The 22,246-nt window shown below is 62.5% G+C and carries 13 protein-coding genes; 8 read left to right on the top strand and 5 right to left on the bottom strand.

All coding sequences use genetic code 11. The features are described from left to right. Positions 1 to 8 precede the first annotated feature (8 nt). From AB6M95_RS07020 to rocD, 4 genes are all read right to left on the bottom strand, one after another. On the bottom strand, positions 9 to 1,742 hold the full coding sequence (locus tag AB6M95_RS07020; protein WP_371386029.1) for a PTS fructose-like transporter subunit IIB: 1,734 nt from the start codon (positions 1,740 to 1,742) through the stop codon (positions 9 to 11). A 5-nt stretch (positions 1,743 to 1,747) separates the two neighbouring features. Beyond that, positions 1,748 to 2,707 (bottom strand): 1-phosphofructokinase, encoded by a 960-nt coding sequence (pfkB, locus tag AB6M95_RS07015; RefSeq protein WP_371386028.1) that lies wholly within the window; start codon positions 2,705 to 2,707, stop codon positions 1,748 to 1,750. A gap of 10 nt (positions 2,708 to 2,717) precedes the next feature. After that, positions 2,718 to 5,189, bottom strand: coding sequence for a phosphoenolpyruvate--protein phosphotransferase (gene ptsP / locus AB6M95_RS07010; RefSeq protein ID WP_371386027.1), 2,472 nt, complete (start codon positions 5,187 to 5,189; stop codon positions 2,718 to 2,720). Between the two features lie 221 nt (positions 5,190 to 5,410). Beyond that, entirely contained in the window at positions 5,411 to 6,610 is a 1,200-nt protein-coding gene (rocD, locus tag AB6M95_RS07005) for an ornithine--oxo-acid transaminase (RefSeq protein WP_371386026.1), read from the bottom strand. Between the two features lie 167 nt (positions 6,611 to 6,777). Between rocD and AB6M95_RS07000 the strand changes: the two genes are divergently transcribed. Further along, entirely contained in the window at positions 6,778 to 9,873 is a 3,096-nt protein-coding gene (locus AB6M95_RS07000; RefSeq protein WP_371386025.1) for a PAS domain S-box protein, read from the top strand. Between the two features lie 6 nt (positions 9,874 to 9,879). Here AB6M95_RS07000 and selD read toward each other — a convergent pair whose 3' ends face one another. Beyond that, a complete protein-coding gene (gene selD, locus AB6M95_RS06995; protein WP_371386024.1) occupies positions 9,880 to 10,929 on the bottom strand; it encodes a selenide, water dikinase SelD in 1,050 nt (349 codons plus the stop codon). A gap of 1,038 nt (positions 10,930 to 11,967) precedes the next feature. Between selD and AB6M95_RS06990 the strand changes: the two genes are divergently transcribed. From AB6M95_RS06990 to AB6M95_RS06960, 7 genes are all read left to right on the top strand, one after another. Continuing rightward, positions 11,968 to 12,774: a YkgJ family cysteine cluster protein gene (locus AB6M95_RS06990; RefSeq protein ID WP_371386023.1), complete on the top strand. Its 807-nt coding sequence runs from the start codon at positions 11,968 to 11,970 to the stop codon at positions 12,772 to 12,774. Position 12,775: 1 nt separating this feature from the next. Next, positions 12,776 to 13,258, top strand: a complete 483-nt coding sequence (gene rfaE2 / locus AB6M95_RS06985; protein WP_371386022.1) for a D-glycero-beta-D-manno-heptose 1-phosphate adenylyltransferase — start codon at positions 12,776 to 12,778, stop codon at positions 13,256 to 13,258. Positions 13,259 to 14,102: 844 nt separating this feature from the next. After that, positions 14,103 to 15,509: a TolC family protein gene (locus AB6M95_RS06980; protein ID WP_371386021.1), complete on the top strand. Its 1,407-nt coding sequence runs from the start codon at positions 14,103 to 14,105 to the stop codon at positions 15,507 to 15,509. 2 nt (positions 15,510 to 15,511) lie between these two features. Beyond that, positions 15,512 to 16,672, top strand: coding sequence for an efflux RND transporter periplasmic adaptor subunit (locus AB6M95_RS06975; RefSeq protein WP_371386020.1), 1,161 nt, complete (start codon positions 15,512 to 15,514; stop codon positions 16,670 to 16,672). Then, the gene (locus AB6M95_RS06970) at positions 16,665 to 19,847 is read left to right on the top strand and encodes an efflux RND transporter permease subunit (RefSeq protein ID WP_371386019.1); all 3,183 of its coding nucleotides are present in this window, start codon (positions 16,665 to 16,667) and stop codon (positions 19,845 to 19,847) included. Before AB6M95_RS06975 ends, AB6M95_RS06970 begins: the two co-directional genes overlap by 8 nt. A gap of 39 nt (positions 19,848 to 19,886) precedes the next feature. Next, positions 19,887 to 20,606: a response regulator transcription factor gene (locus AB6M95_RS06965; protein WP_371386018.1), complete on the top strand. Its 720-nt coding sequence runs from the start codon at positions 19,887 to 19,889 to the stop codon at positions 20,604 to 20,606. Further along, positions 20,599 to 21,849 carry a sensor histidine kinase gene (locus AB6M95_RS06960; protein ID WP_371386017.1) on the top strand — a complete coding sequence of 417 codons (1,251 nt, stop codon included), beginning with the start codon at positions 20,599 to 20,601 and terminating at the stop codon, positions 21,847 to 21,849. Before AB6M95_RS06965 ends, AB6M95_RS06960 begins: the two co-directional genes overlap by 8 nt. Positions 21,850 to 22,246: the final 397 nt, after the last annotated feature.

Genomic DNA, 22,246 nt, shown 5'->3' with positions numbered 1-22,246 from the left:
CCGCCGTCCTATTCCGCCTCCGTCTTCAGCGGCCGCTTGGCCACGAACAGGGCCCCGGCGGTGACGATGGAGCCGATGACGATGGTCGCGGCGTAGGCCGCCAGGCCGCCGACCGCGTTGGGGATGGGCAGGACGAAGATGCCGCCGTGGGGGACCACGAGGGTGCATTTGAAGGCCATGGACAGGGCCCCGGTCACGGCCGAGCCGAGCATGATGCACGGGATGACCCGGAACGGGTCGCGGGCCGCATACGGGATCGCGCCCTCGGTGATGAAGGAGATGCCGAGCACGAAGGCGGCCTTGCTGGCCTCCTGCTCGTCCTCGGTGAAGCGGCTCTTGAACAGCGTGGCGGCCAGGGCCAGGCCCAGCGGCGGGGTCATGCCCGCGGCCATGATCGCGGCCATGGGCGCGTAGATGCTCGAGGAGAGCAGCCCCACGCCGAAGGTGTAGGCGGCCTTGTTCACCGGGCCGCCCATGTCGAAGGCCATCATCGCGCCCAGCAGCAGCCCGAGCAGCACGGCGCTGGTGCCCTGCATGCTCTTCAGCCATTCCGAGAGCGCGGTCAGCACGATCTTCACCGGCGGGCCGATGACGTAGATCATCAGCAACCCCACGATCAGCGTCGAGATGAACGGCAGGATGAGCACCGGCTTGAGCCCTTCGAGGTTATGCGGGAGCTTGATCTTGTCGTTCAAAAACTGGGTCAGGTAGCCCGCGATGAAGCCCGCCACGATGCCGCCCAGGAATCCCGAGCCCACGGTGGTGGCCAGCGCGCCGCCGACCAGGCCCGGCGTGATGCCCGGCCGCTGGGCGATGGAGTAGGCGATGAAGGCGCCGAGCACCGGCACGAACAGGGAGAACGCGCCCCCGCCGCCGATCTGCATCAACGCCCAGCCGAAGGTCCCGGTCTTGTCGCCCGCGTAGATGCCGCCGAAGGCGAAGGCCAGGGCGATGAGCAGGCCGCCCGCCACGACCACCGGCAGCATGTAGGACACGCCGGTCATCAGGTGGCGGTAGGGCCCGGTCCGGCCTGCGGACCGCTCCTTCTTGAGCTCCGAGACCTTGCTGGCCAGGTCCTTCTTCGCGCCCGGCGCGGCGGACAGGGCGGATTTGATGACCTGCGCGCCGTCGTGCAGGGCCGCCTTGGTGGTCGTCTCGTAGAGCGGCTTCCCGGCGAACCGGTTGACGTCCACGAAGGCGTCGGCCGCGATGACCACCGCGTCCGCGCGGGCGATGTCCTCTTCGGTGAGTTCGTTCTTGGCCCCCACCGACCCCTGGGTCTCGATCTTGATCTCGTGGCCCAGCGCCTCGCCCGCCTTGCGCAGGGCCTCGGCAGCCATGAACGTGTGGGCGATGCCCGTGGGGCAGGAGGTCACGCCGACGATGAACTTTCTTTCGTTCGAGGGCGCGGCCCGATTCCTGGCCGCCGTCATCTCCTCGGCCTCGGCCAGGGCGGCGGTGATCACCTCCCTGGTTTTGCGGATGGCCTCGCTGGTGGTCACGGCGTAGAGCGGCTTGCCCTGGAACCGGGTGGGGTCCACGTGGATGTCGGCCGCGATGATGACCACGCTCGCGGCGTTGATGCACTCCTGGGAGAGCACGTACTTGGCCCCCTCCGCGCCCTGGGTTTCGACCTCGACGTCATGGCCCATGCTCGCGCCGACCTTCTTCAGCGCCTCGGCGGCCATGATGGTGTGGGCCACCCCGGTGGGGCAGGCGGTGACTGCGACGATTCTGGACATGGCGATTACCCTCCCTTCTGGAGATTGGTGATTTCTATTCGCGCTTCCAAGACCTTTGCTGCGTTGAGGTCCTTTATGGCCGGACCGGCCTGCATCACGGTGGCGGCGGCCAGGGCCGTGGCCAGGCGGACCCGCTCCTCCAGGGGCAGGCCGAGCGCCATCCCGGCGACCAGGCCGCCGATCATGGCGTCCCCGGCCCCGACCGTGCTGACGGCCTCGACCTTGGGCGGCCGGGAGAGCAGGGCTTGGCCGTCCTCCACGAAGACCGCCCCGCGCGCCCCCAGGGACACGGCCACGGTGGCGATGCCCTCGGCGTTCATGCGCCGCGCCTCGGCCACAAGGTCGTCCAGGTCGCCCGTGGGGCGGCCGACCAGCTCGGCCAGTTCGTCGTCGTTGGGCTTGATCAGCCACGGCGCGGCGCGCACGGCGCTGGCCAGGGCCGGGCCGCTGGTGTCGACCACAGCCCTTGCCCCCTGCGCCTTGATCACGCCGATCAGGCGGCCGACCTCCTCCGGGGCCACGCCCACGGGCAGGCTGCCCGCGACGACCACCACGGCGGCCTCGCGCGACAGCCGGGCGACCGTCTCCGTGAGCCGGTCCAGGTGGCTCGCGTCCGGCGTCAGGCCGGGAAAGTTGATGTCCGTGGTAGACCGACTCTCGGGGTCGAGGACCTTTATGCCGATGCGCGTCTCGCCCGGGACCCGGACGAAGGCATCGGTCACGCCCAGGTCCGAGAACCGTTTTTCGAAGATCCGGGCGTTCTCCGTGCCCAGGAAGCCGGTCACGGTTACCGGCAGGCCGAACTTGCGCAGCAGCCCCGCGATGTTCACGCCCTTGCCCGCCGCGTCGGAGCGGTATTCGGCCACGCGGTTGACCGCCCCGGCCGCGAACCCGGGGACCGTGCAGGCCAGGTCGATGGCCGGGTTCATGGTCACGGTGACGAGGCCTGTCTTCGTGCTCTGCATGGCGGCCTCGCTAGGGGAGCTTGAGGGCCCGCACCTGGTTGTTGTCGGCGCAGGCGAGCGCCTGCCGGGCGATCTCCCTGGCCTGGGCCATGGTGATAGACCGGATCCGGGCCTTGACCGGGGCGATGCTCGGGATGACCATGCTCAGTTCCTTGACGCCGAGCCCGGCCAGGATGACCGCGCCGAGCGGCTCCCCGGCCAGCCCGCCGCACACGCCGGTCCAGATGCCCGCCTCGTCCGAGGCCCGAACCACCTGGTCGATCATCCGCAGCACCGCCGGGTGCAGGCTGTCCGCCTGCGCGGCCAGGGTCGGGTGCACCCGGTCCATGGCCATGACGTACTGGGTCAGGTCGTTGGTGCCCACGGAGAAGAAGGCCACCTCTTTCGCGAACTCGCGGGCCATGACGGCCACGGACGGGACCTCGACCATGATGCCGATGTCCACGGGCTCGGCCCCGACCTCGATGCGCGCCTTCTCGGCCAGCCGCTTTCCGGCGGCCAGCTCGTCCAGGGTGGCGATCATGGGGAACATGATGCGCAGCGGGCCGTGCCTGGAGGCGCGGTAGATGGCCCGCAGCTGGGTCAGGAAGAGTTCCGGGCGGTTCAGGCACAGCCGGATGCCGCGCTCGCCCAGGAACGGGTTGTCCTCGGCGGGCAGGTCCAGATAGGGCACGGCCTTGTCCCCGCCGATGTCCAGGGTGCGGATGATCAGGGGCAGCCCGTTGAGTGCCTCGATCATGGCCCTGTAGCTTCGGTACTGCTCGTCCTCGTCCGGCGGGGTCTCCCGGCCCAGGAAGAGAAATTCCGTGCGCAGCAGGCCCACGCCTTCGCCGCCGCCCTCCACGGCCCGTTCCGCCTCGCTGGCCTTGCCGATGTTGGCCGCCACCTCGACGCGCTCGCCGTCCAGGGTCAGGGCCGGTTCGTACCGGGTCCGGTATTCGGCGTCGCGTTCCGCCTCGATGCGCTTGCGGGCCTCGGCGGCGGTCTCGATGTCCGCCGGGCTGGGCTCCAGGTAGAGGTTGCCGCCGTCGCCGTCGAGGATGGCCATGGTCCCGTCTTCGATTTCGAGCACGGCCGGGCCAGCGGCCACGATGGCCGGGATGTCCAGGGAGCGGGCGATGATGGCCGAGTGCGACGTGGGCCCGCCGCCCGAGGTGCAGAACCCGAGGATGAGCGCGGGATCGAGCAGGGCGGTGTCCGAGGGGGTCAGGTCCTCGGCCACGAGGATGACCGGCTCGCTTGACGTGAACGGCTCGTCCTGGAGCACGCCCGCCAGGTGGCGCAGGACCCGCCGGCCCACGTCGCGGAGGTCCATGGCGCGTGCGGCCAGGACCTCGTCGTCGTGCTGCTCCATGGCCCGGACGCGGTCGTCGATGACCTGCCGCCAGGCGTAGCCCGCGCTGTTGCCGCCCCGGATGCGGCTTTTGGTCTCGGCCAGCAGCTCGGGGTCTTCCAGGAAGGCCTCGTGGGCGCGGAAAATGGCGGCCTGCGGTTCGCCGGACCGGGACCGGACCTCGTTGTAGAGCATGCGCAGGTTGCTCTTGGCCGCGGCCACGGCATGGCCCAGCTCGGTGAGCTCGTGCTCGGGGTCCTTGGCCATGGCCTCGACCACGATGCGCCGGTGGGTGAACTGCCGGATGGGGCCGCTGGCCAGCCCCGGGGAGGCCGTGCAGCCGGGTATGGTCCGCTTGACCTCGCTCGGCGTCCAGCCGTGCGCCGCCTTGGGCGTCTCCTTTTCCTCCTCGATCTCGCCCAGGCCCGCGTCCACGGCGTCCTTCAGGGCGTTCAGCGCCTGCATGGCGTCGTCCCCCTTGGCGTGGATGCGGATGATCCTGCCCGACCCGACGCCGAGCTTGAGCAGGGAGGCGAGGCTCTTGCCGTTGCCCGACCTGCCGTCGAATTCCACGACGATGGTCGAGTCGAAGAGCTTGGCGATGTCCAGGAAGAACGTGGCGGGCCGAGCGTGCAGCCCGTGCGGGTTCATGACCGTGACGTCCACGGAGTGGTCGAAGTCGGCCACGTCGAGTTCGGGCCCCGGACGCCGGGTGGCCCCGGCCTCGCCGCTGAGCGCCCGGACGATGTCCGAGGGATCGTCCGTCGCGGTCAGCCGCCTGACGGTGTTTTCGTCGTCGAGGACGTGGGTCAGGTTGGTCAGGATCTCGATGTGCTCGTCGGATTTCGCGGCGATGCCCACGACCAGATTGACGATCTCGCCGGGATTCCAGGTCACCCCGCCGGGCACCTGGAGGATGGCGACCCCGGTCTTGAGGATGTGGTCCCGGTTCTCGGGCAGGCCGTGGGGGATGGATATGCCGTTGCCGAGGTAGGTGTTGGCCACCTCCTCGCGCCGCTTCATGCTGTCGATGTACTCGGGCCGGATATAGCCGTTGCGGACCAGGAGTTCGCCGACCTGCTCGATGGCCTGCAGCTTGCCGGAGGGTTCCGCGTTCAAGACGATGTTGTCCTTGGTCATTGCAATCATGGAGAGCCTCCTCGGTGGCTGTCTCGGATTGGCGCGCGCCGCGTCCGCAGAGGGGGACCGACCTCGGGGTGTCGGCCGACCGACGCGTGCAATGGAATCCTCCCTTTCCGCCGCCCCGATACGCGGCTTTACGGATATTTCCACTGTTATCAGAAAAATACGCCGCAGGGCAGAGGGGGGACATTATATTTTCCCCGGTCCGACGGCCGGGGGCCCGCCGCTCACCGGCCCAGCACCGGCGCGATCCGCTCCAGGGCCCAGTCGACGTCCTCCTTCGTGATGACCAGCGGCGGGGCGAAGCGGATGATGGTCTCGTGGGTCTCCTTGCAGAGCAGTCCGGCCTCCTTGAGTTGCTCGCAGTAGCGCCGCGCGCCGCCTGCGTCCGGGTGGAACTCCACGCCGATGAGCAGCCCCTTGCCCCGGACCTCCCTGATCTTGGGGTTGTCGATGCTCTTCAGCCCCTTCAGGAAGTATTGGCCCATCTCGCGGGCGTTCTCCACCAGGCGCTCCTCGGTCAGGACCTTGAGGGCGGCGCGGGCCACGGCGCAGGCCAACGGGTTGCCGCCGAAGGTGGAGCCGTGCTCGCCGGGCTTGAGCACGCCAAGGACCTCGGTGTTGGAGAGCACGGCCGAGACCGGGTAGAAGCCGCCGGACAGGGCCTTGCCGATGAGGGTCAGGTCGGCCTCGATGCCCTCGTGCTCCTCGGCCAGGAGCGCCCCGGTGCGGCCCAGGCCGGTCTGGATCTCGTCGAGGATGAGCACGATGCCCGCATCATCGCAGATGCGCCGGACCTCCTTCAGGTAGCCGTCGGGCGGGATGATCACGCCCGCCTCGCCCTGGATGGGCTCCACGAGGAAGGCCACGGTGTTGGGGGTGATGGCCTGCTCCAGGGCCTGGGCGTCGCCGAAGTCGACGACCTTGAAGCCGGGGGTGAACGGGCCGAAGCCGGTGGTGGACACCGGATCGGTGGAGAACGAGATGATGGTGATGGTCCGGCCGTGGAAGTTGTTGCGGCAGACGATGATCTCGGCCTTGTCCTCGGGCACGCCCTTGACCTGGTAGCCCCACTTGCGCACGGCCTTGATGGCCGTCTCCACGGCCTCGGCCCCGGAGTTCATGGGCAGGACCTTGTGGGAGTTGGTCAGGTCGCACAGTTCCTTGTAGAGCGGGCCGAGCTGGTCGTTGCGGAAGGCGCGCGAGGTCAGGGTCAGCTTCTCGGCCTGCTCCACCAGGGCCCGGCGGATCTTCGGGTGGCAGTGGCCCTGGTTCACGGCCGAGTAGGCGGACAGGCAGTCCATGTACCGGTTGCCGTCCACGTCCCAGACCCAGATGCCCCGGCCGCGCTCGATGACCACGTCCAGGGGCTTGTAGTTGTGGGCGCCGTATTCGTCTTCGAGCAGGATGTATCGGTCGGATTGCATGGCTTCCTCGAGGTTGCGGTTGTCATGGGACCCTCTCTGCGGAGGGGCCTTATGAGCGTACCCGCCATTTCCACCGGATTCAACCCGTGACGAAATATAATGGGTTTTTGAGTGGTAAATATGGGTGAATTCCAGTAGGTGATAGGTATTGTCACATGGAAGAGCCTATGACTCATTCTGAATCGAACGAAAGGGTCCAACCTCCCTCCGAGGACTCGCCCCGGCCCGGCCGGGGAGGGTCTTTCATTGATCCCGTCTGTTTCAAGGGGCTGTGCGACGCGCTGGGCGACGGCGTGGTCAAGACCGACGCCCGGGGGGCCATCCTCGAGGCCAACCAGGCCTTTTGCGACCTGGTCGGGCGCGAGCGGCGGGAGGTCATCGGCAGGACCGTGCTCGACTTCACGCCCGAGCACGAATGGACGCGGGAGCGCGAGTTGCTCCGCCGCCTGCTCAAATCCGACGACTCCTCCCAGGAGTTCGAAAAGGGGCTCGTCACCGGCGACGGCCGGGAACTGCTGATTCAGGTCAGCTGCTGGCTGCAGCGCGACGAGTCGGGGAGGCCTGCCGCCCTGTGGGGCATCTTCCGCGACATCACCGACCGGCGCGCGGCCGAGAAAATGGCCCGCGACAACCTGGAGAAATACCACTTCCTGGCCGAGAACGCGACCGACGTCATCTGGACCATGGACAACGACTGCAGGTACACCTACGTCAGCCCGTCTGTGAAGCGCGTCCGGGGGTTCACGCCCGAGGAGATGGTCGGCATGCGCGCCGACGAGGCCGTGGCCCACGACTCCCTGATCGAGAGCCGGAACGCCTGGGTCGAGGTGGACGCCGGACTGAACGGACTGGTGGACCCCTCGGCCTCCATACGGCTGGAGATGCGCTTCCGGAAAAAGGACGGCTCCCTGATCTGGGGCGAGTCCATGGCCCGGAGGCTGTGGGACGATCACGGCAACGCCGTGGGCTACATCGGCGCCACCCGCGACATCACCGAGCGCAAGCGCATCGAGGAACGGCTGCGCACCAGCGAGCATTTCCTGCAGTCCATGATCAACGCCACCGAGGATTCCGTGGGGCTGTTCAAGGTGGACGGCACGGTCCTGGCCATGAACAAGAACATGGCCCGGTTCCTCGGCCTGCCCAAGGAGGCGGACGCCGGGCGGAGCGTCTTCGATTTCATCCCCGAGGGGATGCAGCCCATGATCCGCGAAACCTTCGCCCGGGTGGTCGAGACATGCGCCCTGATGGCCGAACAGGTGGTCTGGTCCGGGAGGATTCTCGACGGGGTCATCTATCCCGTGGTGGACGGGGGCGAGGTCACGGCCATCGCCGTGTACGGCCGGGACGTGACCGAGGCGCGGTTCGCCGAGGAGGCCCGCAAGAAGACCCAGGAGCAGTACCGGCTCATCGTCGAGACCGCCAACGAGGGCATCCTCGGCCTGGACGCCAACCAGGTCGTCACCTACGCCAACAAGATCGTGGCCGACTTCTTCGGCTGCCGGGTGGAGGAGATCATCGGCCGGAGCCTGCTCGATTTCGTGGCTCCGTTGGACTGGGAGGACAACCTGCGGCGTATTGAGGAGCGGCGGCTGGGCCAGCGCGAGCGCTACGAGCGCCGGTTCCAGCGCAGGGACGGAACCGAAATCTGGGGCATGGTCTCGTCCACGCCGCTCATGGCCGAGGACGGCAGGCTGCTCGGGGCGTTCGCCATGATCGCGGACATCACCGAGGTCAAGCAGGCCCACGAGCGGCTGCTGAACATCCTGGACGGGATCAGCGCGGACATCTACGTCAGCGATTTCGTGACCAACGAGATCCTGTTCATGAACGCCTGCATGCGCGATCATTACGGCCCCATCGAGGAGGGCATGGTCTGCCACGAGGTCATCCGCGGCCTGGACGAGCGCTGTCCGCGCTGTCCCAAGCCCCGGCTGGTGGACGAAAACGGCGAACCCGTGGGCACCCTGGTCTCGGAGCGGTTCTACGAGAAGCGCCAGTGCTGGCACCTCAACCACGATCGGGCCATCCGCTGGCTGGAGGGGCGGCTGGTGCACATGCACATGGCCGCGGACATCACCGAGATCAAGAGCATGGCCGCCGAGCTGGAAAAGGCCATGGCCAAGGCCGAGGCGGCCAGCCTGGCCAAGAACGAATTTCTGGCCAACATGAGCCACGAGATCCGCACCCCGCTCAACGGTCTGCTCGGCATGCTCCAGCTCATGCAGCTGAGCGCGCTGGAGCCTACCCAGCGGGACTACCTGGAGACGGCCCTGAACTCGGGCCGCAGCCTACTCCAGGTGCTCAACGACATCCTGGACCTGTCCAAGGTGGAGTCGGGCAAGCTGGAACTGGAGGCCATTCCCTTCGAACTGGGCGAGGTCATGGACCAGGTGGTCTCCACCTTCCGCCACTCCGTGGAGGAGCGGGGCGTGTCCATGCGCTGGGAGATCGACGAGGACCTGCCCCGCCATTTCGTGGCCGACAAGGGACGGCTGCGGCAGATTCTCTTCAACCTGGTGGGCAACGCGGTCAAGTTCACGGAGAGCGGCTCCATCGAGGTCCGGGCCCACCCGCTGGAGTCCGGGGCGGCGAACGGCACCGTCCGGCTGCTTTTCGAGGTCTCGGACACCGGCATCGGCATCCCCCGCGACAAGGTCAACGCCGTGTTCGATCCCTTCACCCAGGTGGACGGCTCGTCCACCCGCAAGTACCAGGGCACCGGCCTCGGGCTGGGCATCGTCCGGCGGCTGGTCCAGCTCATGGGCGGCTCCATCAGCGTGGACACCGAAGAGGGCGAGGGCACGACCATCTATTTCACCATCCAGTCCCGCCTGGCCGAGCTGCCGGACGATCCGGCCCACGACCAGGTGGTCCCGTCCCGGAACGGCGGCCTGTCCATCCTGGTGGCCGAGGACGAGCGGGTCAACCGCGTGGTCGTCCAGCGCATCCTGGAAAAGCTCGGCCACAGGGCCGTGTGCGTGGGCAGCGGCGAGGAGGCCATCAAGATTCTCCGCGAGCAGTCCTTCGACCTCTTCCTGTCGGACATCCAGATGCCCGGCCTGGACGGCGTGGCCACCACCAAGGTCATACGCGGCGACCTCGGCCTGGACATCCCGGTCATCGCCCTGACCGCCCACGCCATGCAGGGCGACCGTGACCGCTTCATCGCGGCGGGCATGAACGGCTACGTGTCCAAACCCTTCGAGATAGACCGTCTGCAGCAGGAAATAGAACGGGTCATGGAAGGCCCCGAAGCCTAGGCTCCCCTAGAGGATGGACAGGGGCGGGTCCCCCGGGCCGCAGGACAGCGCCCGGCCCACCAGGGCGGCGGGTTCCCCGGCGTCCTGGAGCATGGCCATGGCCCGGTCCACGAGCCCCGCGGGCACGGCCAGGAGCAGGCCGCCCGAGGTCTGGGCGTCGAACATCATGTCGAAATGCACGGGGTCGAGCCCGTCGGCCACCCTGACCTTGGGCAGGTAGTGCCTGCGGTTGCAGATGGACCCGGCGGGCAGCAGCCCCATGGAGGCCATGTCCAGCGCGCCGGGCAGCAGCGGCACGTCGCGCATGCGCAGCTCGAGCGTCACATGGCTGGCCTCGGCCAGCTCGATCATGTGCCCGCCCAGGCCGAACCCGGTGATGTCCGTGGCCCCGGTCAGGCCGAGTTCGCGGATGACCTCGCCGCCGGTCTTGTTCAACCGCCCGCAGGTCCGGAAAAGCAGCTCCTCCATCTCGTCGCAGCCGGGCATCTCGCCCTTGACCGCCGTGGCCAGCACGCCCGTGCCGATGGGCTTGGTCAGGATCAGCGCGTCGTCGGGCCGGACGCCCCGGTTGGAGGCGAAACGGTCCGGGTCCACGATCCCGGATACGGCCAGGCCGTACTTGATCTCCGGGTCGTCCACGCTGTGCCCGCCGCTGGGCACCGCGCCCGCCTCCTCCACGGTGTCCTTGCCGCCGCGCAGCACCTCGGCCAGCACGGTCATGGGCAGCTTGTCCGCCGGGAAGCAGACGATGTTCATGGCCGCCCACGGCTCACCGCCCATGGCGTAGACGTCGGACAGGGCGTTGGCCGCCGCGATGCGGCCGAACTTGTAGGGATCGTTGACCACCGGGGTAAAGAAATCCACGGTCTGGACCAGGGCCTTGCCCGCCGGAAAAGACAAAATGGCCGCGTCCTCGTTGTCGCCGGGGCCTCCGGCGAGCACGCGGTTGTCGGGTCGGACCCCCAGGCCCGAAAGTGCGATCTCCAGGTCCCCTGGAGTGATCTTCGCCGCTCAGCCCGCGGCTTTGACCATCTGGACCAGTTTCAACTTTTCCATGGGTTCTCCTTGGGTTGATCTCTACCAGAGGTCAGGGGGAAGGGGAAGAGTACGCCTGCGGCGCGCGAGAGCCGGTGAAGGGGGTTGCACCTCCTTCAGCCTCCGAGAGCCGCCGTGCGGGGCTGCGCCCCTGCACTTGCTCCATGCCCTGCGCGGGCGGCGGTTCTTTTTTGCTTGCCCAAAAAAGAACCAAAAAAGGGCCTTGCGCGCGGTGTGGCCGCCCGAGGGATCGCCGGCGAGAATCCGATCCGCTCGGGGCGGCTCCAACCTGGGGAAAGTAGAGGGCGCGCTTTTCCGGAAGGCGAGCCGCTTTGGAAGTACGCCGGGTCCCGTGGGGAGAGCCGCCACCCCTTCGCGGTCGGCTTCTAGGCCGTCGATCCAGGGTTCGAGCCAGTCTGCTCCTCTTCGGTCACTCGGGTATGGCGAGCGTGGATTATCGGGAGGGTGCGTCTGGGTTCGGGCCGCCCTGCAAAGAGAGCCGCTGTTGGACGCGGGGCGTCCAAAGCGCTCCAGCGAGCTTGGGAGGGCTTGTTGGGGGGCGGGATGACGGGCCGGACGCGGCAGGACAATATCACTTACAACGACGGGCAATCGGAAGCGGGGCCTAGAGCCCGTCTCGGGCGGCGAAGCGCAGGCTGGATCGCGTCCGCGCAGCGGACATCTATCCAGCCAGCGAAAGCCGCCTACGGGCTCTTGGTCCCGCTTCCGTGAGCTGGCCCAAAAGCGCAGTTTTTGCTTCCTTTTTTCTGCGCCAGCAAAAAAGGAAGTCGCCGTAAAGGCGAAAAACAACAAAGGGAGAACGCACGCTCTCCCACCGCGCATGCGCGCAAACAAGAGGCGTCCCCTAAGGCCGCCGCCAGGCGATCCTCATTACCCCCACCGCGCATGCGCGCACGGTCAGCCGCGATAGACCTCGGTAAAAGCCTTTCGCGAGCGCGGGACGGCCTCCTTTGCCTTTCGCCCCTTCAAGTGATACGAGGACTCACGCCCGCCGCCGCCCGGCGGGGATAAAGGGAACAAGACCCCTGGAGAACCACCATGCAACACGATGAGACCAAGGAATTTCTGGACTCCCTTCCGGAACTGGAAGAGGGCAAGACATACTGTTTCAAATGCTATCCCGGCATCGAGTGCTTCAATGCCTGCTGCTCGGACCTGGACATGGTCCTGACGCCGTACGACATCCTGCGCATGCGCGCCGCCCTCGGTATGTCGTCCGTGGACTTCCTGCGGGTGCACACCACGGCCTACCACGCGCCCGACACCAACTTCCCGGTGTTCAAGTTCAAGATGCTCGACAACGCCCGGCGGTCCTGCGCCTTCGTCACCCCCGAAGGGTGCCGCATCTACGCCGACCGGCCCGGCGCGTGCCGCATGTACCCGCTCGGCCGGGCCACCCGGCCCGACGGCAAGGGCGGCGTGCTCGAACAGTTCTTCATCGTCAGGGAGGATCACTGCAAGGGGTTCCTCGAAAAGGACGAATGGACCGGCGAATCCTGGAAACAGGACCAGGGCTTCAAGGACTACACCGCGTTCAACGACCGGTACATGAACATCCTCTCGCGCACCCGGCAGCTCGGCCACCCCATCTCCGACAAGCTCAATCAGATGGCCATCCTCGCCCTGTACCGCATCGACGATTTCCAGGGGTTCATCCAGAAGATGCAGCTCTTCGAACGCGTGGAAGTGGACGAGAAACGCCAGCAGGCCATCATCACCAACGAAAACGTGGCCCTGTCCTTCGCCATGGACTGGTTCGAGCTCGTGCTCTTCCAGGATACCTCCAAGCTCAAGCCCAAAAACGTCCCCATGCGGCGCAAGGGCGTCCGGCCCGAAGGAAACTGATATGTCCCTGCCCGATAATCCCAAGCTCATGAGTATCCGCACCTTCCTCAAACGGAAGAGTGCCTTTGCGCCCGGACACCGGCTCGTCTTCACCAACGGCTGCTTCGACATCCTGCACCCCGGCCACGTGGACCTGCTCCAGCGCTGCCGCGCCATGGGCGACTCTCTCGTGCTCGGCCTCAACTCCGACGAGTCCGTCAAGATGCTCGGCAAAGGCGACGACCGCCCCCTGAGCACCGCCGAGGAACGCGCCTTTGTCCTCGCCGGGCTCGCCTGCGTGGACCACATCATCATCTTCCACGAATCCACCCCGCTCGAACTCATCAAGGCCTGCCGCCCCCAGATCCTCATTAAGGGCGGCGACTGGCCCGTCGATCAGATCGTCGGCGGCGACGTGGTCACCAAGGCGGGCGGCGAAGTGCACAGCCTGCCGCTGCTGGAAGGGTACTCCACGACGGCGTTTTTGGAGAAAGTGCGGGGCTAGGGAAGGCCTCCGGCGGGCCCTCGCCGCAAAATGCTTGTTGGAAATGTCCACTTGCAAACCCCAAATCCGGCTTCGCGCAACCGGCCTGCGAAGGCTCTGGCGTTCTGCCGGATTCTTCGAGCGCGGGCCGAGCTGGGTTGCCCTGTTCGCGCCAGACAACAACCGACACGGGACAAATCAATGTCCGATTCCCACAGAAGAAAAAAATCCTGAGAATCCATTCAATAAGGGGTTCCACCACGCAAGTTCGTTCGTCCTGCGCATAAAGCGGTGACCGTGGGGGAATTCCGACAACGGCAGATTTCTAGATGCCTGTCGTTTGTCCGGCGGGGGTGCTGTGCTTCAGCCTGGCGTTTGGATGTGAAAGTGCGCCGTTGGGAAATGAACGGCAGTGAAGTGCTTGGTGTTACAGCATGTTAGTGCCTGCTTAAGCGTTCATAAGTTTAGACTGTCGTCAAAACTTATGAACGCGCCTTGGGTGCGTTTTACCTCCTTCTGGTGACCGATTTATCCGGTGGATATGCCCTACCCTATGACGCCGCAAAACCTCCGAGCAGGCTCCGCGGGAGGGATTCTTCTCCTCCCGCCGTTTTTCCCGCGAGCGTGACGCAAGCAGCCGTCAAGGCAAGGCCAAGCCCTTCGGGCGGACGCTTCGCGGTCCGGCCCTGCCCCGACGACTTTGCTTGAGTCGGCATCCTCGCAGGCTCCGCGAGAGGGATGGAGATTCCTACTCCGGCTCAAGGGATGGTGGAGCACTGCGGCCTTTTCGTGCAATCGCACGAAAACCATCCTTCGCTAACAAACGTTAATCTTTTCTTAATCCCCGGTTCGATACTGGGGGGGCATGACAATACTGAAGTCTGTTTCTGTTGCCCGGTTGGCGGCTGTCATGGCCCTGCCCCTTGTGCTTGCCGGATGTGCCGCCCGCATGGATCTGACAGCCAAGAAAGCGGAGATTAAAGGGATAATGCCCGGTGCGTGGCAGACGCCTGCTTCCGACTTCGAGGTGGCGAAAGATATTACCGGACTAATCGATACTCCCCAAATGCGGGCACTCATCGCCGAGGCCCTGTCCGCCAATCCGGACCTGACGGCTACGGCCTATCGACTCAAGGCGGCAGGGTTGCTTTTGAGCGTAACATCCTCTGCCCGTCTTCCTGAATTGACTGTGGGAGGGAGTGGGGCCCGAACCAATTCGTCGGGGCGTGAAGCCGCTTCCTTCTCTATCCGGTCAGACGTCAGTTGGGAGGTTGATCTATGGCAGCGGCTGGCCGATCTCAATGATGCTGCCGCGTTGGAAGTGAAAGCCAAAAGCGGGGACTACATGCTTGCACGAAATGCTTTGGCGGCTCGGGTTGTTCGGGCCTGGATTGATCTCGCGGCCAAAAGTCGGGCCGTGGCGATTGAACAACGCCGCATTAAGGCACTGCTTGATACCGAAGAGATAATTCTTGAGCGGTACAACATGGGTCTTGGCAATCTGACCGATCTGGACGCGGCGCGTACCAAGTCTGAAGCTGCACGGGAAGTGCTGGCCGGACGCGAGTTGGATTTGACCAAAGCCCGCCGCGTGTTGGAACTGCTGCTCGGCCAGTACCCGTCTGGAACCATTGCCGGAGATGTGAAACTCCCCTCGGTAGCTAATCCTCTGGTTGGAATACCATCCGAAGTCTTGGCGGATCGCATTGATATCCGGGCCGCTTGGGATCGGGTTCGAAAGTCGGATTTGGACGTTGCCGCTGCCAACAAAGCGATGCTGCCGTCTTTCAAGATTACTGCCGACATTTCGAATACTTCCAAAACCATACACGATCTGACAACGGGGCAGGCCATTTGGAACCTCGTAGGGGCTTTGACTCAGCCCGTATTCATGGGAGGCCGTCTCAAGGACACCGCCGCCGCCAAATCCGAAGAGAGCAAGGCCGCATGGGAAGATTACCGCAAGGTGGTTCTCGAGGCCATGCAGGAAGTTGAGAACGGCCTGGACTCTGAACGCGGATTGGCCCGCAGACGGGAGCACTTGGAAAAATCCCTGAGTTACGCCACTCAAAGCCGCATCAATTACGAACAACGCTACCGTGAAGGGCTTTCGGACATCATCAATTTGCTGACCGCAAAGGAAACCGAATTGAACACGGAAATCCAACTGCTGCAGGTCCGCGCCCTTCAACTCGACAATCGTGCGCAGCTTGCGCTGGCCTCTGGCCTGAATGCCGATTTGAACACGGAAAAACCGACGACTGAGAAGTAACCATGAAAAAATATCTGCATATCATTTTAGCCTCATCGGTTTTGGGTGTGGCCATCCTCATTGCCTTTTGGATGTTTTCCCGGCCGGTCAAGGCCAGTGTTGAAAAGAAGGCCCGCATCGACATGCCGGTTTCCGTAGAGCCGGTGAAGGCCGGGACATATACTGCTTCGGTTCAGGCTTTCGGCAAGGCTGTGCCGTACTGGAAAACGGACATCGTGTCCGCTGTGTCAGGCCGCCTTGTCGAACTGGCTCCGGTGTTTGATGCCGGACGAATCGTCCCCAAGGGGGACTTGCTCGCCAAGGTGGAAGATGTGGAATACCGCTCGGAGCTTGCGGCGCGCGAAAGGGAATTGGCCGATGCAAAACTTGCGTATGTTCAGGAGCAGCACCGGGTGAAGCAGGCGGAAAAAGACTGGAAACGGATGGGACAGGCCCGGCAACCCGCATCACCGTTGGTGTTGCGTAAGCCCCAGCTCGAAGCGGCCCTTGCGCAAGTGAAAGCCGCTGAAGGCGCGGTTGCCAAGGCTCGGAATGACTTTCAGAACACGTTGATCGTGGCTCCTTACGATGCGGCTGTTATCGAACGCAAGGTTGCTCTGGGAACATACGTGACCGCAGGTACAGTGGTCGGCAGTGTATACGGGGCGGATCGGGTCGAGGTGCGTTTTCCCTTGACCGAACAACAGTGTTCACTGCTCAACCTCGACGCAATGGGCGAAGCATCCCGGTATGGGGCCAAAGTCCCCATGACCTCCGTCACGAATTCGCGCGACAAATGGGTTGGCACTCTCATGGGACTGGAATTGCAACTATCTGACACAACACGGCAACGCACAGCCATTGTTATGGTGGAGAATCCGTTGGATGGCAGCCAGCCTCTTTTGCCCGGCACTTTTGTGCGGGCCGAGGTCCCCGGTGCAGAGGTAAAGGAAACTTTTGCGGTGCCGGAAAGCTCTCTGACTCAGGCCGGTGATATTTGGTATACGGACAATGGGAACTCACTTCGTCGCATCAAACCTGAAGTCCGCTTCCGCCGAAACGGTAAAGTATTCATTCAAGCGCCGGAGAACTTGAAAGCCATGAATGTTGTGGTCCGTCCATTGAATTCCTATCTGGAAGGCACTTCGGTCAGCCCCATATTAAGCGAGCTGTCCCATGAATAAGAACAATACGGGCGGCATGGTCGCCTGGTTCGTCCAGAACCCCATCGCAGCCAATCTGTTGATGTTGCTGGTGCTGTTCGGTGGCGTGTTCACATCCATGAATCGCCCCCTGCAGGCCTTCCCTCCGTTTCCGCCCAAGAAAGTAACCATCTCCACGGCATACCCCAGCAGCTCTGCCGAAGTGGTGGAAAGAGGTGTGACCGTGAAGATCGAGGAAGCGGTCAATGGTTTGACCGGCATCAAGGAGATCACCAGCACTTCGGATCGAAACGGCTCCACCGTCGTGGTAGAAACGAAACAAGGGTATTCGCTGGATAAGTTAATGCGGGACGTCAAACGCAAGGTCGACGCCATTGCCACTCTGCCGAACCGTGCCGAAAAACCGGTCATCTCGCAGGAAGAGTGGAACGACCATGTCATGTACGTCAGCATATATGGCCAGGTCAGGCATGATACGCTTCGTCAACTGGCCGACAAGGTTCGGCAACAACTTCTTGCACAGGGCAACATCAATAAAGTCGACTATATCGGACGACGTGTTCGTGAGATCGCCATTGAGATTGATGAAGCCTCGTTGCAGGCATACGGATTGACCTTGCAGGACGTGGCGACACGCATTGCCAAGGAATCGGTAAGCGATTCCGGCGGTGAGTTGCGGACAAACATGTCGACCATTACCCTGCGGGCAGACCGTCAAGCATATGGTGAAGATGAATTCCGTAATATTGTCATCCTGCCCACTGCGGACGGCGCGAATCTTACATTGGGCGATATAGCAACCGTCAAGGATGCTTTTGAGGAAGACCTCGTCCGGACAAGGTTTCAGGGACAACCCGCTATCACACTCCAGATAGTGGACGCGGGCGGCACCGATGTGACCAAAGCGGCTATCGAGGCCCGGGAGGTGGTGCAGGGATTGGAGGACTCCGGCCGAATTCCGCAAGGGGTTGGGATCAAGCCCTGGTATGATCAAAGCCAATTTATTCAGGACCGTGTTTCCCTGCTCTTCAGCAATGGCTTGAGCGGTATCCTGCTCATTGTCGCCATACTGGCCCTGTTCCTCAATCTTCGTCTGGCTCTCTGGATTTCGTTGGGCATCCCCATCTCCATTGCAGGGACCCTCATCATGATGGGAGATAGCTTCCTGGGCTATACCATCAACGAAATGACAACCTTCGGTTTCATCGTGGTGCTTGGTATATTGGTAGATGATGCCGTCGTTATCGGCGAGAATATCTTTACCACTCGAAAACGGGAAGGAGATACCACGGCAGCGACCATCGCAGGGGTATCCGAAGTGGCCACACCAGCGACCTTCGGCGTGTTGACAACGGTTGCGGCGTTTATGCCTCTGGCGTTCATCAAGGGAGAGTTCGGCCAGATTTTCGGCCAGTTTGCAGTGGTGGTCGTTGTGGCTCTCTGTTTTTCGTTGCTGGAGTCGAAGTTCATCCTGCCTGCACACTTGAATCACGTGAACGTGAATTCCACGGCAAAACCTAATGTGTTGATGCGCCCGCTGGTAACACTCCAAGGTCGGGTGACTCACGGGCTCGATCTGTTCAATGAAAGAATATATGTCCCGTTTATGCAGCGGGTGCTGAATATGCCCGGAGTGGCGCTGGCTGTATTTCTCGGTTTGCTCATTTGCGTATTCGCACTCATTGGCAGCGGCAGAGTACGTTCTGTCTTTTTCCCCAACATTCCGGGGACCCTGCTGACCGCATCCATCACAATGGACCAGGAAGCGGGCAAGGCTCTGGCAATGAGTAACGCCTTGCGTATCGAGTCCGAACTCATTCGCCTTAACGAGGGGTGGAAGGGAAAATACGGCATGGAGTCCGCACCTGTTACGGACATACAGACCGCCATCAGCAGCGCGACTTCCTTCACCGTAACCGGGAAACTCGATCTCAAGCCGGGGTCGAAAATCACGGCTGCCGACATGATCAAACAGTGGAGGGCGGCCGTTGGGCCTTTGGAAGGCGTGGATATCTTTAACTACAACTCCACCGGCTGGGACATGGAAGATATCTCCATCAACATAAGCGGGCGCGAGCAGGCTACACTTCAGGCTGCCGCAGCCAGATTGAAGGAACGGCTTCGTCAATACTCCGGCGTCAACAACGTCAGGGATGACAATAAGCCGAACCAGCCGCAGATTCGTTTTACCCTCAAGCCCGAGGCCCGCAATCTCGGCGTCACGCTCGACGATCTGACCTCGCAGCTGCGAGGAGGGTTTCAGGGGTACGAGGCGCAGCGTTTCCAACAGGGGCGTGACGAGGTCAAGGTGCAGGTGCGCTACCCCGCAGACCAGCGTCGGTACATGGAAGACCTGAAGCGGACGCGTATCCGTACCGCTGCCGGTGCGCTTGTTCCCTTGAGCGTGGTGGCGGAACTGAATCCCGGCTATGCAGCGGTGGAGATTCATCGGCGTGACGGCAACCGGGTTACCACCGTCATGGCGGATACGGACAAGGCCGTCACCTCCCCCGGCCAGGTGTTGGCGGATCTGCAGGAAAACTTTTTCCCTCGGCTTCGCCAGGAGTTCCCGGATATCGGTTTTGCCTTCTCCGGCGAAATACAGGAAGAGTCGGAGGCTTCATCATCCTTGTGGGGAGCGTTCGTCCTGACCATGGGCCTGATTTATGCCCTGCTTGCCGTGCCGCTCAAGTCCTACACCAAGCCGCTGTACATAATGGCCGCCATCCCGTTCGGATTTATCGGTGCCGTCGGCGGCCATTGGCTTTTGGGCTACCCGCTCAGCCTGCTGTCGTTTTTTGGCCTTCTCGCCCTGTGTGGCGTCGTGGTGAACGACAGCCTGTTGCTTGTTACGGAGTATGGGGCACAGCGTGAACGAGGACGTGGTGTGGATGAAGCCCTCCTTGCCGCGGGTGTGCGGCGCATGCGTTCCATCTTCCTGACATCCATTACCACCTTTCTGGGCTTGGTCCCGCTTCTGGCTGAATCTTCAGAGCAGGCTCAGTACCTGAAGCCTGCCGCGGTCTCCATGGCTTACGGTATCCTGTTCGCCACGGTTATCACGTTGATCCTCATTCCCGCGCTCATTCGTTTCTCGGTCAACGTGAAGCGTGCGGTCATCGGTGAAAAAGAAGATCGCACGCCTGCCGTAACAGTCCCGGTGACAAATGAGAACCAGTTCGGGGGCTGGCTTTAATCATGGTGCGATCTGCCCCAAAAAAGCTAGGTAAGGCCCATGGAGTCCATGGGGCTTTTTGCAATGCAGAAGGATACTGAAATGTCTCTGACAACACTCTTGGTCGAGGACGACATGGACCTCGCCGCATCGCTGATCGATTATCTGGAGCTTGAATCCATAAACTGTGACCATGCCTTCAATGGACTTCACGGCGTGGAGCTTGCCTTGGAGAATACCTATGACGTCATCTTACTGGACATCATGGTCCCCGGACTGGATGGCCTCGGGGTGTGCGAGAAGCTGCGCAGGGAAGGGGTGGATACACCTATCCTGATGCTTACAGCGCGGGACACGCTTGATGACAAGGTCGCGGGATTCTCTGCCGGGACGGATGATTATCTCGTCAAACCGTTTGCCATGAAGGAACTCTTATTTCGCATCCGGGCTTTGGCTAAACGAAGAAGCAGCCAGGCGAAGGTATTCACGGTGGAAGATCTGGAAATCGACCTTCATGCCCATGAGGTGCGCCGGGGGGGGGCTGTTATTCGTCTGACGCCTACCGAGTGGGAATTAATCAAGGAATTGGTCTCCAAGAGCCCGGGAATTGTGTCACGCCGCTCCTTGGAGCGAGCCTTATGGGGGGATGACGTACCGGAAAGCAACAGCCTGAGCGTGCACCTTCACAAATTACGGCAAAAAATAGATGGCTCTGCATCAGTGCAACTTGTTCATACCGTGCCTGGAGTGGGAGTCTCATTGAGAGGCGACGATGGGTAACCCCAAAAGCATCAAGAAGACGATCATCGTGTTTGTGGTGAGCACGAGTGGATTGCTCGTTTTTTTGTATTCTTTCTTATTGGACGATTATTTTATGACCGGATGGGATGTATCCGTTCAGTCCCGGATGCAGTCTGAGGCGAGGGTTTACCAAGATGCCTACTTGGAAGATCCGGATACCCCTCTGCCGAGGTCGGCGAATTTTCGCGTTTATGCCAAATGGGAGGGGGTCCCGGAATCGGTACGGGATAGATTCGCCGGAGTGGAATTGGTCGAAGGCGTTATCGAATACAGTGAGTGGCAGGATGACGAAACAAACTACTGCATACTTCCATGGAGGCGATCTGATGGTACCATGCTCTACTTTGTGCTCGAGATTAGTGATGATTTTGCATCGTCGAACATAGACAGGATGTTCAGATGGCGCATGTATTTCCTCGTGATATCCGGAGTGGCAATCTTTATCGGCATGGTCGGGATGTCGTTTTTTCTGTTTCGCCGGATTGTGTTGCCTGTGGAGGGCATCAGCCGATGGGCGGGTGCGTTGGACAAGGACAATCTGGATACGCCGGTGGATTTTACCTACCGGGAATTGAATGAGCTTGCTCTTCTCTTTCGGGATGCCCTTCGCCGTCAGATGGCGGGGATTGAGCGCGAACACGCCTTTCTCCGCAATGCGAGTCACGAGCTTCGCACACCGGTTGCCGTGTTGCAGAACAATCTGGAGTTGCTTGAACGCCTCGGCGCGGACGCGGATTCGCGTTTCAAGGCTTCCATGGGGCGCATGAACAATGCCGTGACCAACATGCGCAATTTGATTGCGACGTTGCTATGGGTCAGCCGGGAGCAGACGGATCAATTGGAAAGCAGCCATGTGGAGATCGAAAGGCTGGTTTCTTCGATAATCGATGAGAACGCCTATCTGCTTAAAGGCAAGGGAAACCGGGTCCAGCAGGACTTGGCTTCCGTGTCGTTGGATGTGCCGGAAACCCCGCTGCGTATTGTTTTGAACAACATTATCCGCAATGCGTTTCAGTACACCTTTAGCGGTGTTATTCATATCCGTCTGACCGAGAGTGAATTCTCTGTCGTGAACGACACCCATGCCGAGAATGGCGGTCGGGCCCATGAAGGCCACGGGGTCGGGCTGATGCTCATATCACAGCTTGTGGACAAGCTTGGCTGGGATTTGTCCATCGAGGAACAGGAGAAACTCTTTTCGGTCAGATTGAGTCTGAAATAAGCATACCAACAATGTGGATAGCCCTTTGGAAATGAAAGTTCACAATGGGCTTTTCTTTTTGTGATCACCATAAACCGCCTAGAAGTAACTCCCTGCCAAGATTGAAAAAAAGGCAGGGGGCGACTTCCCAGAAACGTGGTGGGTACTTTTAAGAATCCCATCGCCGGGCTGCGCTCGGGGTGCGGGGACGGAAAGCTGGCAAGAATACCTTTCGTTGTGCCGGTTGGTAACCGTCCCGAAGTGTTCGTGTCGGGCGTCCATGGGGCTCGGAGGGCCGTCCGGCGCGAACACTTCGGGACACCGCCCAACCAAGCTCCCCCCTTCCCCTCGCGCAACAATCCGTCCTCTCGCGACCGCCCCTTCGCCGCAGGCGACACAAAAAGTTTGGGAGGGTCCA

This window comes from Pseudodesulfovibrio karagichevae (genome assembly GCF_041414475.1).
Lineage (GTDB): Bacteria > Desulfobacterota > Desulfovibrionia > Desulfovibrionales > Desulfovibrionaceae > Pseudodesulfovibrio > Pseudodesulfovibrio karagichevae.
This window is presented reverse-complemented; position numbering and strand designations above follow the sequence as displayed.